Genomic DNA, 12,254 nt, shown 5'->3' on the forward strand with positions numbered 1-12,254 from the left:
AATCCGGTAGAACACCGGATAGTCGATCCGCATTGATTCCCGATAGCTGCACGTATTGCCAGTCCCGCGGTGCCGGTCGAAGCTGAACCTGCACTGATGTCTGCATTCGTCGGGGAAGCATCGACATGTTCAGCGCATTCAGCAGCATCGACCGTTACGCCGTTCGAGCGAGAACGCCGAGCGAAGCCGCGATGCAACGGCTCGACGGCATCGGGCACGTCCTGTCCGACCTCGATCTGGCGGGCGTCCGGACCCAGGATGACCTGACGCGCATGCTCCTGACGCTGGATACTGCCGACAAGTGCATTCGGGTGATCCGCGCGGAATTCCGCCTCGAAGCCGTGAGCGATCGGCTGGCCCGCAAGGCTGAAAACCTGATGGTGCTGATCGAACGCGCGCGCGACGAACTCACCGGCTGCCGCGCTGCTAAATCCTGAGCAGGATGCCGCCTACGTCTCGCGATTGATCTTCGCCAGAATTCGATCCGCCTCGGTACGCCAGTCCGCACTGCGTGCGAACTCCGTGGTGCCCCTGGTGCCGAACAGCCCCTCATCGGCGAGATCGGCGACCCAGGCCTGACGCTCGGCTGTGCCTTGCGCGGACCATGGCGTCAGCCCTGCCTCACGCACGGTCTCGGCGACCTCGCGAACCTCTTCGGCACGGCGACGGCCATGCTCGATCACGCGCTGGAAGAAGTAGGCCCCCTGCTTTTCCCAGTTGATGGCGGGGAAGGTTTCCGCCAGTGACGCCAGCACCGCATCTTCGACGCCATAGGCGCGCGCAGTGGTGAAGCTTTCGATGACCATGGCCTCGAGACCCTTGATCATGATGCTGCGGCACATCTTCACCGCGGAGGATACACCCAGCTTGTCGCTGGCAACCTTCGCCGCGAAACCGATCGTGTTCAGGAGCGGTTCCAGCTCCCTGGCGCCGGGACCGCCGAGCAGCAGCGGCACCTTGATGCGATACGGCGGTACCGAGGTCATCACGGCGCCCTCGACATAGCGTCCGGCAGCGCCGTCGATCAGCGCTGCGGCGCGCTGCTTGGCGCCTGGAGACGCCGAATTGAAATCGAGAAACCAGGTGCCTTGGTTGATCGCGGCCGCGCAGGCCTTTGCCACCGGAACGGCCTGGCTCGCCGTGACCGCGGAGATGATGAAATCGGATTTCGCGGTCAGATCGGCGTGAGAGGTCGCGAGCGTGACACCGAATTTGGCCGCATGCTCCTTCAGGGAAGCGCCCTGCTCGCCTGCGAGCTTGATGTCGTAGGCCGCGACCTTGATGTCCTGCTGACGCAAGTCCTCGGCAAGAATCCTGCCGACCTCGCCATAGCCAACCAGCCCGATCTGCCACCGCCTCGGATCCGACATCAGTTCAATCCTCGCGTCGTCTCGTCGAAAAGCTCCTCGACCGCGTAGCGGCGCGGGATCAGCGCCTGCTGAAATGCATAATCGACGATCAGCTCCAACGGTCTTCTGTTCGCTTCGATTCCGAACGGCACGAGGTCCGGCGTAGCGGCAGCGCCCATCTGTTCCTTGTTCCGCTTGAGCAGGTCATAGACGCCCGCGACGACATCGGGGCGCGATTTTGCCAGCTTCTCGGTCACGACCACGAGGTGATTGACCGGGACGACGCCGCGAAGGGCAAACCATTTGGCGGCTTCCGCGGCCGGATCCGGAAACAGCGACTTCAACTTGGGATTATCAGAGGTCTCGCCGAGGACGGCATCGAGCTCGCCGTCGAGCAGCATCTGAAGGACCTTCTTGTCCTTCGGCGCCCGCTCGGTGGTGTCGACATATTCGGCGACGTGCGGGTCCTCGAAGGTGACCCAGCGAATCTTCTCGAGATTGACGCCGTAGTCGTTGGCGAGGATACCCCTGATCCAGGCCCCCGTCGTCGTCGTGAACGAGCGGATGCCGACGCGCCTGCCTTCGAGATCGGTTGGCCCAAGCGTACCCTGCGCGGGATTGTACAGCGCGTAAGCATGCTGGAAGCGGCCGAGCATGGTCGCCGGCAACAGCACCAGCGGCTTGCCATGGGCCTTCGCCATCAGATAAGTGACGATCGCCATCTCGCAGACGTCGAAGGCCTGCTCGCGCACCATCGGCTTGAACGCGGTGTTGGTCGGCGTGTACTCGATGAAGTCGAGGTCGAAAAGGTCGGAGCGGAGCTCGCCGCTCTTCACCGCCCGGACGTGAGGGTGACTGCCGAGCACGGCCTTCAGCTTGAGACGATCCATCCGCGCGCTCCGCTTCTCTTCGCCCTAGACGTCCTCGGGATTGTCGACATAGACGAGCCCGGCCTTGGCCAGCGTCTCGCGCATGCTGTACATGTCGAGGCCCAGTTCGCCCGACGCGAGACGCGTGCGCTTGCCGCCTTCATCCGCGTTGCGCTTCTTCGCCTTCTCGGCGACTTCCGCGGCATAGCGCTTCGGCACCACCACGACGCCGTCGTCATCGGCCACGATGATGTCGCCGGGATCGACGCTGACGCCGGCGCAGACCACGGGAATGTTGACCGAGCCGAGCGTAGCCTTGACCGTGCCCTTGGCCGAGACCGCGCGCGACCACACCGGAAACTTCATTTCATGCAGGGCCCTCACGTCGCGGCAGCCGGCATCGATGATCAGCCCCTGCACGCCGCGCGCCTGGAGCGAGGTCGCGAGCAGCTCGCCGAACATGCCGTCGGTATTGTCGGTAGTGCAGCCGACAACGAGGATGTCGCCCCTCTTGCACTGCTCGACCGCGACATGGATCATCCAGTTGTCGCCGGGCTGGGCCAGCACGGTCACGGCTGGGCCGGCAATCGCCGCGCCGGCCCAGACGGGGCGCAAGTAAGGCTTCATCAGACCGATGCGGCCGTAGGCTTCGTGCACGGTCGAAACGCCGTACTCCGCCATCCCGGCGGGATCGGCACGCTTGATGTTGCGAACGACGACCGGCTTCATGCAAGCTCCTCCGCAACGGTCGGGAACAGGCGCTGATAGGCCTCGCCGTAAGTCATGGGCACGCCTGTGTTGCGGCTGCCCTGGATGCCGCGGTTGAGCGCGACGCGCTCGTAATAGCCCCACAGATGCTTCTGCGCGGCGAGGATCTGGAACGCCTCGTACTTCTCCTTCCAGACCTCGTCGATCTTGAGGAGCAGGTCCGGCTTGTAATTGCACTGCTCGGGCTGGTGCGGCTCGAACAGAAACACCGGCGGCGCCGAATATTTGTACTGCGCGCCGGGCTTGTGGCCCATCGCCTGCGCGACCACGCGGGTCTCCTGCGCGAAATGCGCCGCGTTCGGATGGTCGAAATTATACGGGTCTTCCAGCGCGTGCGTCAGCACGAAGCTCGGATTGAGCTCGCGGTAGATGTCGACCATGCGATCGAAATGCGCCTCGTCAAGCTTCAGCGGATAGTCGCCGCAGTCGAAGAACTCGATCTCGGCGCCGAGCAGCTTTGCCGCCCGCTCCGCCTCGTCCTTGCGGCCGGCCTTGACCGATTCCAGCGTTGCGCCCTTCTCCTTCCAGGCGAACTGGCTTTCGCCGCGCTCGCCGAAGGACATGCACACGATCTTCATGCGATAGCCCTTTTTCGCATGCAGCGCGATGGCACCGCCGGCGCGCCAGACGAAATCGCCCGGATGGGCCGTGACCACGAGACCTGTCTTCATGGGACAAACTCCCCTCTTTCGTTCGTATGCAGCATAGGCCACCCGCGCCACGCAGGCAGCAATTTCATCAAGCGGTGACGGCCACGGGTTCCTCGCCGTCGAGCACGCGCCTGAGGCGCTCGCCGTCGAGGGCGCCTTCCCATTTGGCAATCGCAATCGTCGCAACCGCGTTCCCGATCAGATTGGTCGGCGTCAGTCCCTGGGACATCAGGCGATGGATGCCGAGCACCAGCGCCACGCTCGTCACCGGAATGGAGCCGGTGGCGGACAGCGTCGCCGCCAGCACGACAAAGGCGGCGCCCGCGATACCTGCGGCGCCCTTGGAGGTCACGAGCAGGATCAGCAGCAGCTCGATCTGCTCGGCGAGCCCGAACGGCGTGTTGGTCGCCTGCGCCAGGAACACCGAGGCGGCGGCGAGATACAGACAGGTGCCGTCGAGATTGAAGGAATAGCCGGTCGGGATCACGAGGCCAACCACGCTCTTCTCGCAGCCGGCCTTCTCCAGCTTGGTCAGCATGCGCGGCAGCACCGTCTCGGACGATGTCGTGGCGATGCAGATCAGAAGCTCTTCCCAGATGTAGCGGATCAGCTTGAGCAGCGAGAAGCCGCAGAGACGCGCGACGGGGCCGAGCGCCACGATGATGAAGATCACACAGGTGAGATAAAAGCCGCCGAGGAGCTTGCCGAGCGAGGCCAGCGAGCCGACACCGAACTTGCCGACCGTGAAGGCGATGGCACCGAACGCACCGATCGGCGCCGCCCACATCACGAAGCCGACGACGGCGAACACCATCTTTGCGGCGATGTCGATCAGATGAACCAGCGGCGCGCCGCGCTCGCCGAGCTGTACCAGTGCGAACCCGCACAGCACGGAGATGAAGAGCACCTGGAGGATGTTGCCTTCGGCAAACGCGCCGATGAAGGTTGCCGGCACGATGTTCAAGAGAAACGGCACGAAGCCGATGACGGCGGTCTGCTTGACGTAGGGCTCGATCACGCTGGCATTGATGCTGGCGGGATCGATGTTCATGCCGACGCCGGGCTTGAGCACATTCACCGCGACAAGGCCGATGACCAGCGCGATCGTGGTCATGATCTCGAAATAAACGATCGCCTTCACCGCGACGCGCCCGACCCGCGCCATGTCGGCCATGTGCGCGATGCCGTGCACGACGGTGCAGAAGATGATCGGCGCGATCAGCATCCGGATCGCCTTGATGAAGGCGTCCCCGAGCGGCTGCATCTTGGCGCCCGCCTCCGGGCTTACGATCCCGAGCGCGATGCCCGCCGCCATGGCGATGAGCACCTGGATCCAGAGCTCCTTCCACCAGGCCCGGCCGCGCGGCTTGTCGATCGCGAGCGCCGTCATTGGTCGAACTCGAACAGGCGCGCGGGATTGTCGACGAGGATCTTCTGCTGGAACTCCGGCTCCGGCGCGAACAGCGGGATCAGGTCGACGAGATCGCCGTCATTCGGCATCGCCTTGACGTTGGGATGCGGCCAATCGGTGCCCCAGATGATGCGGTCCGGAGCGGTCTCGACGATCTTTCGCGCGAACGGCACGGCGTCCGTGAACGGGGGACCGGCCGAGGACACCCGCTCCGAGCCGCAGATCTTGACCCAGCATTTCTCGTCGCGCTGCATCAGCTCGATCAAAATCTTGAACGGAATCTGGTCGAGCCCGTCGGACGCCTTCACCCGTCCCATATGGTCGATGGTGTAGCTCAGCGGCAGCCGTGTCAGCATGTCGGCATATTCAGGCAGGTCGATCGCATCGAAATGCAGGTCGATGTGCCAGCCGAGCGGGGCGACCATCGCGATGATGCGGTCGAACACCCGCTTGTCGGGAACGCCGCCGAGATGACGGACGAAATTGAAGCGGCAGCCGCGAAAGCCGCCTTCGTGCAGCACGCGGAGGTCGCGCTCGGTGATGGTGTCGTCAATGTTGGCGACCGCGCGGTAGGCGCCATTGCTCTGCGCGATGGCATCGAGCGCGACCGTGTTGTCGGTGCCGTGGACGCTGGCATTGACGATGACGGCACGCTCGACGCCGAGCTTGGCATGCAGGGCGCGGAAATCGGCGAGCGGCGCATCCGGCGGCGTGTAGGAACGGTCGGGCGCGTAAGGGTATTTCGCGCCGGGGCCGAAGATGTGGCAATGCGCGTCGCAAGACAGCTTCGGCAGCTTGAACTTCGGCGTACGGGTGTTCGGATCGGGCGGCGGAATGGTCGGCGTGTACATCATGCTCATCAGGTGAACTTGAACAGGCGCGCGGGATTGTCGACCAGCAGTTTCTGCCGGACCTTTGCGTCGGGCGCGTAGAGCGGAACAAGGTCGACGATCTCGCCGTCGTTCGGCATGATCTTGACGTTGGGATGCGGCCAGTCGGTGCCCCAGATGACGCGGTCGGGTGCATTGTCGATCAGCGCCTTCGCGAACGGCACGGCATCGTGGAACGGTTTGCCGGCCGCGGAGGCACGTTCGAGGCCGGTGATCTTGACCCAGCACTTCTCGTCCTTCTTCTGAAGGTCGAGCAAGGCCGTGAAACCGGGATCGTCGAGCCCTTTGCTCGCCTGGACCGTTCCCATGTGATCGATCACGTAAGGCGTCGGCAGCGCGGTCAGAAGGGCTGCGAATTCGGAGATCGTGCCCGGCTCGAAATAGACATCGACATGCCAGCCGAGCTCGGCGACGCGATGCACGATGCGCTGGAACTTGGTCATGTCGCCGACGCCGCCGAGGCGCTTGAGGAAGGCAAAGCGGCAGCCGCAGATGCCGCCCTTGCCAAGCGCCGCCAGCTCTTTCTCGGTCATCTCGTCGTTGACGTTGGCGATGCCCTTGTAGGCGCCCTCGCTCTGCGCGATGGCATCGGTGACGACGCGATTGTCGGTGCCGTGCACGGTGGCATTGACGATCACGCAGCGCTCGACGCCGATCTTCTCGTGCACGCTGCGGAACGTCTCCAGCGGCGCATCGGCCGTATTGTAAGGGCGCTTTTCCGAGAAGGGATAACGCGACGCCGGCCCGAAAATGTGGGTGTGGCTGTCGCACGACTTCGGCGGCAGCTTGAAGGATGGCGTCTTGGGATTTGGATCCGGCGGCGCGATCGTCGGGATCGCTTTGGGCTCGGCACCTTGCGCGCGCGCTTCGCTCGTGAGCGCGGCACCGGCCAATCCGGTCAAGAGATGCAAACACTCCCGCCTGTTCATTTCCTCAACACCCTGTCACATGGTCCGCTTGCGAGCGAAAGCGCTGTTGCGCGCCTCCGCTCGAGCGGTTTCTTTCAAGTCTTGCTGCTGACGACCGGCCGCCGCTTCGCCGGCGCGGCCTGATCGAGCGCCGGCGCCTGGAACGCGGCAACGGTGGCCTGCACCAATTGCTCGATGGCGCTGGCGGCATCGTTGCCGTCGGCTTCGCCGCGCGACAGGCGCGAGACGCGATCCGGCGTCACTAGCGAGTAATAGAGCGCGCCGAGCAGGAAGTGGCTGCGCCAGACGATGTCGGTGCGCGGAATGTGCGGCAGGCTGTCGTGGATCGCGTCGATGAAGGCGTGGCTGGTATCGTCAAAAGTCTGCGCGATGATTTTTCGCGCGACTTCGTTGCCTTCGGCCGACATCACGGCGCGCAAGCGCGTGAAGCGCGCTCCCCCGCCGGCGAGATCGCTGCCCGAGGTGAAGGCCGGCACGACATAGGCCCGCACCACCGCTTCCAGCCGGTCCTGGAGATCGCGCACACGCTTGGCGGCAGCGAGCAGCTCGGAACGGCGCAAATTCATCGGCCCGCAATGACGCTGGTAGATCTCCAGCAGCAGGCCGTCCTTGGTCTTGAAATGATAGGTCACGCTGCCGGGATTGGCGCCGGCGGCCTGCGCGATGTCGCGCACCGAAACGGCATTGAAGCCGTTGATGGCGAACAGCTCCTCGGCCGCGGCGAGGATCGCCTCGCGCATGTTCGGCTTGCGGGCCGTTTCCTTGCTGGTGGGCTTGCGTACCATGTGATTTGTACTATCGTACAAAAGATCAGGTCTCGTCAACAAGAACCATGGGCGGCGTCCGGAACGGCCTGGAGACCGCCGCGGGGAAGCGAACGCCATCAAGGAGTGCTGGGAAATGCTGGGTTTGAACAAGACAATCGGCGGGTTGATGCTGGGCGCCGGCCTGCTGCTGGCGGGTGGCGCCGCGCAGGCCGCCGACAACTATCCGAGCAAGCCGGTTCACATCCTCGTGCCCTACGCCGCCGGCGGCGCGGTCGACGTGCTCGCACGCACGCTCGGCCAGGCACTGGCGAAGACCTGGGGCCAGCAACCGGTGATCGACAACCGTCCGGGCGCCGGCGGCATCGTCGCCTCACAGGCGCTGACGCAGGCAGCGCCCGACGGCTATACGCTGATCCTGGTCGCGAGCGGTCACCCGCTCAACCAGTTCATCTATCCGAGCGTGCCCTATGACACGTTCAAGGACTTTACCGCGATCAGTGAAGTCGCCTCCTCACCGCTCGCGATCGTCGTCGCCAAGGACAGCCCCTACAAGACACTCGGCGATCTGCTCGCTGCGGCCAAGAAGGAGCCGGACAAGCTCTCCTATGGCATGTCCGGCAACGGCACCTCGGCGCATCTCGCCGGCGAGCTGCTCAAATACATGTCGGGCACCAAGATCGTCGCGATCCCCTACAAGGGCGGCGCGCCGGCGTTGACCGCGGTGATCGCCGGCGACATACCAATCAGCATCAATCCACTTGCGGAAGCGATCAGCCAGATCGAGGGCGGCCCGGTGCGCGCGCTCGCGGTGACCTCGGCCGAGCGCTCGAAGGCGCTGCCCAATGTCCCGACGGTCGCGGAATCAGGCGTCCCCGGCTACGACGTCTCGGTCTGGTGGGGCGTGCTTGGACCTGCAAAAATGCCGCCGGAAATCGTGGCGAAGCTCGAAACCGATTTGAAGGCGGCACTACAGGATCCGAACGTGCTGTCGACACTCGGCAAGATCGGTGCAGCCCCGATCGGCTCCTCCGCCAAGGAGTTTGACGCCTACATGCACGCCGAGGCAACCAAATGGGAGCCGGTGCTGAAGGCCGCCGACATCCGCGCGCAGTGAGGCTCGCTACATGAGGACCTCTTACGGTCGCCTTGTCCGCGCCGTCCTGCTCGCGTTTGCAGTCATCGGCCTGCCCGGTGCGCCCGCGTGCGCCGATGGCGAAGCAAAACTGCTGGCGCCGAGCGGCATCTTGCGCGTCGGCATCTATCCGGGCAGTCCGACCTCGATGGTCTCGGACGCGGCCGGCAAGCCGCACGGCCTCGCCTACGATCTCGGCGGCGAGCTTGCAAAACGGCTCGGCGTGCACGTCGACTATGTCAGGTTCCAGCGTGTCGCCGACATCGTCACCGCGATCCATGATCGCCAGGTCGACTTTACCGTAACCAACGCCACGCCGGCCCGCGCCAACGACGTCAGCTTCAGCCAGCCCGTGCTGGCGATCGAGCTCGGCTATCTCGTTCCCGCGAACTCGCCTGTCGGCAAGGTCGAGGACATCGACAAACCGGGTATCAGGATCGGCGTCACCAAAGGCTCGACCTCCGAGCGCACGCTGCCGGCCAGGTTCAAGAACGCGACCATCGTTCCCGCCGAAAGCGTCAAGGTTGCCGTCGCCATGTTCGGCCGCGGCGAGATCGATCTCTACGCGACCAACAAGCCGACACTGTTCGAGATGTCCGACCAGATTCCCGGCGCGAGGGTCCTCGACGGCAATTGGGGCCTGGAGCACATGGCGATTGCGATTCCCAAGGGACGCGAGGATGCGCTTCCCCTGCTCAACAGCTTCGTCACGGACGAGCAGTCGTCCGGCGCGCTGGACACGATCCAGCAGCAGGCCGGCTTGCGCGGCGCGGCGAAGGCGACACGCGAGTAACCCGCAATTCGCCACCTGCTTCGCGGACCGCGAGACGATCTCCACCCTGGTCTGGGCGCGGCGAAAACTGCGCAAGCCGCGATCGCGCCCCGACCGGCAAGCCGGCGCAGCCGTGGTTGGCGCCGGCTGATCGTGCCCGCGATTCAATTGCGCACGCTCGCTCGCATCTTCTCCGGCGGCGCGGGGCGCCGCAGGACATCGGCGTCATCGTCGCCCGACGGGATCAGGATCGCGCGCTCGCGCGGCAGGGCTTCGGGCATCTCGTCGCGAATGAAAGCGATGAGCTTCTCTCTCATCTCGCAGCGCAAGTCCCAGGATTGCGGCGCATTTCGCGCGCTGACCAGCGCGCGCAGTTCGATGGTGCGCGAATCCGCGTCGATCACCTGGAGATTGACCACCGCGCCGTCCCAGAGCCTGGAGTCCTTCACCGCTCCCTCCAGCCAGCGCCGGATGCGCGGCACGTCGGCCCGATAATCGACGTGCAGCGCGATGACACCGATCAGGGACGCGGTGTCGCGGGTCCAGTTCTGGAACGGCTTCTCGATGAAATAGGACAGCGGCACCACCATGCGGCGCCAGTCCCACAGCCGGATCACCACATAGGTCGAGGCGATGTCCTCGACCCAGCCCCACTCGTTCTCGATGATGACGGCATCCTCGATGCGGATCGGCTGGGTGATCGCGATCTGCACGCCCGCGATCAGGTTGCTCAGCATCGGCCGGGCGGCAAGACCGACGATGATACCGGCTGCGCCGGCGGAAGCGAACAGGCTGACGCCGTATTGCCTCACCGAGTCGAACGTCATCAGCGCGGTCGACACCGTGATGATGACGATGATGATATCGGTGACGCGCTTGAACACACGGACCTGGGTGACGTGCTTGCGCGCGATGAAATTCTCGGTGACGTCGCGAAAGTTCTGGAGATAGCGTGCCGCGCTCATGTCCACGATCCGGATCGATATCCACCCGACCAGCGCGATGAAGGCGACGACGAACAGGCTCGTCAGCGGCGTGCGAAAGGCATCGTCCAGCGGCGCGAGCGGCAGCACCAATGCTACAGCGGCAAGACAGAGGGCAAGTTGGGCAGGGCCAGCCGTCCGCTCGATGAACACGCTCATGAGCGGGAGACGGGTTCCGAAGGCGCGGTTGAACAGCCAAACCGCGAGGCGATAGATCGACAGGGCAATCAGGATCGCGCCGGCGACCAGAGCAAGGCCGACGAACCATGACGGTATCCACCCGAACATCCTGTCGATGTCGGCCAAAAGGGCCTGCCGATTCATTAAAGTCCCCGCATTTGCATCCGCGCTTGCCGTCCAACGCGTTGCAGCGTGGTTCGCTCCCGCGTTCAGTGCAACGCAGCATCCCTCTGATGCAATCACCGCCGAACTGCGCTATTTCTAGGCGATCATGACTCGACGCACCGGCAGCGCTGATCTTCCTCTCCACACGGGACGGGTTCCGCCGTGGCTGGCGAATCGCATGGCTTCGTTAGGGGCGATCGTCACGCAGGCGATCGTGCATCATTACGGCCGCGATGCGTTCCTGCAGCGCCTCTCGCATCCGTTCTGGTTCCAGTCGTTCGGGGCCGTCATGGGGATGGATTGGCACTCCTCGGGCATCACGACGTCCGTGATCGGCGCGTTGAAGCGCGGGCTCGCACCGCTCCAGGACGAGCTCGGAATTTACGTCTGCGGCGGACGCGGTCAGCACTCGCGCAAGACGCCTGACGAACTGCTGCAACTCGGCGACCGCGTCGGCTTCGACGGCGCCATGCTCACGCGTGCGAGTCGCCTCGTGGCAAAGGTCGACAGCGCCGCGGTCCAGGACGGATTTGACCTTTACCTGCACGGCTTCTTCGTCACCGCCGATGCCAAATGGACGGTGGTGCAGCAGGGTATGAACGGCGACAAACGGCAGGCCCGCCGTTATCACTGGCATTCCGAGGCGCTGACGAGTTTTGTCGATGCGCCGCACAGCGCGATCGACGGGCCGCTGCAAGGCGAGATCGTCAATCTCACCGACCATCGCGCCGGCGTCTCGCGCGATGCCCAGCTCGAGCTCTTGAGCGTCCTCGGCCCGGATCGCATCTTCTGCGAATTCGAGCGGCTCACCGGGACCGCGCCCGAGCCTGCGCAGGCGATGCTGCCGCACCTGATCATGCCCGCGCATCACGATGTCAGGCCCAAGGACGTGTTCGCGCGCCGCCTGCACGGCACGCTGGCGGCTGCGGCCGAACGTGGCCCGGTCGATTTTCCGGAGCTCCTGCTGATGCCCGGCGTCGGCGCACGCACGGTGCGATCGCTGGCGATGGTGGCCGAGGTCGTGCATGGCGCGCCCTATCGCTTCAGCGATCCCGCGCGCTTATCGCTTGCCCACGGCGGCAAGGACCGGCATCCCTACCCCGTCCCGATCAAGGTCTATGACGAGACCATTCGCGTGCTCAAGGGCGCGATCCAGAACGCGAAGCTCGGGCGCGAGGAGGAGATGCAGGCGATCCGCCGCCTCGACGATCAGGCGCGCCGGCTGGAACGCACCGCGCACGGTCCATCGGTGGAGACGTTCATCGCGGGTGAACGGGCGGCCTCGCCCGATCTCGACGGCCGCTCCGTTTTCGGCTGGGAGCGCGATCTTGTCGCCGCGAAGAAGCTGACCGGCTCTTAGCTTCGCCCACCTACTCGTCCTCGTCCTCC

The 12,254-nt window shown here is 64.7% G+C and carries 13 protein-coding genes; 4 read left to right on the forward strand and 9 right to left on the reverse strand.

Features of this window, described 5'->3' with window-relative positions; all coding sequences use genetic code 11:
* Positions 1–125: 125 nt before the first annotated feature.
* The gene (locus NR187_RS14415) at positions 126–437 is read left to right on the forward strand and encodes a hypothetical protein (RefSeq protein ID WP_256806862.1); all 312 of its coding nucleotides are present in this window, start codon (positions 126–128) and stop codon (positions 435–437) included.
* 12 nt (positions 438–449) lie between these two features.
* On the opposite strand, the gene NR187_RS14420 is transcribed toward NR187_RS14415, so the two are convergent.
* The 8 genes from NR187_RS14420 to NR187_RS14455 form a co-directional block, all read right to left on the reverse strand.
* On the reverse strand, positions 450–1,373 hold the full coding sequence (locus NR187_RS14420) for a DUF1932 domain-containing protein (protein ID WP_256806927.1): 924 nt from the start codon (positions 1,371–1,373) through the stop codon (positions 450–452).
* A complete protein-coding gene (locus tag NR187_RS14425; RefSeq protein WP_256806863.1) occupies positions 1,370–2,239 on the reverse strand; it encodes a hypothetical protein in 870 nt (289 codons plus the stop codon). The genes NR187_RS14420 and NR187_RS14425 overlap by 4 nt, the downstream gene beginning before the upstream one ends.
* A gap of 24 nt (positions 2,240–2,263) precedes the next feature.
* On the reverse strand, positions 2,264–2,947 hold the full coding sequence (locus NR187_RS14430) for a 4-carboxy-4-hydroxy-2-oxoadipate aldolase/oxaloacetate decarboxylase (protein WP_256806865.1): 684 nt from the start codon (positions 2,945–2,947) through the stop codon (positions 2,264–2,266).
* Positions 2,944–3,657 (reverse strand): PIG-L deacetylase family protein, encoded by a 714-nt coding sequence (locus tag NR187_RS14435; RefSeq protein ID WP_211383374.1) that lies wholly within the window; start codon positions 3,655–3,657, stop codon positions 2,944–2,946. Before NR187_RS14435 ends, NR187_RS14430 begins: the two co-directional genes overlap by 4 nt.
* Positions 3,658–3,724: 67 nt before the next feature.
* Entirely contained in the window at positions 3,725–5,026 is a 1,302-nt protein-coding gene (dctA, locus tag NR187_RS14440) for a C4-dicarboxylate transporter DctA (RefSeq protein ID WP_256806867.1), read from the reverse strand.
* The gene (locus NR187_RS14445; protein WP_211383372.1) at positions 5,023–5,907 is read right to left on the reverse strand and encodes an amidohydrolase; all 885 of its coding nucleotides are present in this window, start codon (positions 5,905–5,907) and stop codon (positions 5,023–5,025) included. The genes dctA and NR187_RS14445 overlap by 4 nt, the downstream gene beginning before the upstream one ends.
* On the reverse strand, positions 5,907–6,866 hold the full coding sequence (locus tag NR187_RS14450; protein ID WP_211383371.1) for an amidohydrolase: 960 nt from the start codon (positions 6,864–6,866) through the stop codon (positions 5,907–5,909). Before NR187_RS14450 ends, NR187_RS14445 begins: the two co-directional genes overlap by 1 nt.
* 74 nt (positions 6,867–6,940) lie before the next feature.
* Positions 6,941–7,651: a TetR/AcrR family transcriptional regulator gene (locus NR187_RS14455; RefSeq protein WP_256806872.1), complete on the reverse strand. Its 711-nt coding sequence runs from the start codon at positions 7,649–7,651 to the stop codon at positions 6,941–6,943.
* A 115-nt stretch (positions 7,652–7,766) separates the two neighbouring features.
* On the opposite strand from NR187_RS14455, the gene NR187_RS14460 reads away from it, so the two are divergent.
* Both NR187_RS14460 and NR187_RS14465 read left to right on the forward strand, forming a co-directional pair.
* Positions 7,767–8,747 carry a tripartite tricarboxylate transporter substrate binding protein gene (locus NR187_RS14460; protein ID WP_211383369.1) on the forward strand — a complete coding sequence of 327 codons (981 nt, stop codon included), beginning with the start codon at positions 7,767–7,769 and terminating at the stop codon, positions 8,745–8,747.
* Positions 8,748–8,757: 10 nt separating this feature from the next.
* The gene (locus NR187_RS14465; protein WP_256806874.1) at positions 8,758–9,558 is read left to right on the forward strand and encodes an ABC transporter substrate-binding protein; all 801 of its coding nucleotides are present in this window, start codon (positions 8,758–8,760) and stop codon (positions 9,556–9,558) included.
* Between the two features lie 143 nt (positions 9,559–9,701).
* On the opposite strand, the gene NR187_RS14470 is transcribed toward NR187_RS14465, so the two are convergent.
* Positions 9,702–10,844 carry a mechanosensitive ion channel family protein gene (locus NR187_RS14470; RefSeq protein ID WP_256806875.1) on the reverse strand — a complete coding sequence of 381 codons (1,143 nt, stop codon included), beginning with the start codon at positions 10,842–10,844 and terminating at the stop codon, positions 9,702–9,704.
* 127 nt (positions 10,845–10,971) lie between these two features.
* Between NR187_RS14470 and NR187_RS14475 the strand changes: the two genes are divergently transcribed.
* Positions 10,972–12,225, forward strand: coding sequence for a DUF763 domain-containing protein (locus tag NR187_RS14475; protein ID WP_256806876.1), 1,254 nt, complete (start codon positions 10,972–10,974; stop codon positions 12,223–12,225).
* Positions 12,226–12,254 lie beyond the last annotated feature (29 nt).

Source organism: Bradyrhizobium sp. Bra64 (assembly GCF_024519875.1).
In the GTDB taxonomy this organism is placed as follows: Bacteria; Pseudomonadota; Alphaproteobacteria; order Rhizobiales; family Xanthobacteraceae; genus Bradyrhizobium; species Bradyrhizobium japonicum_G.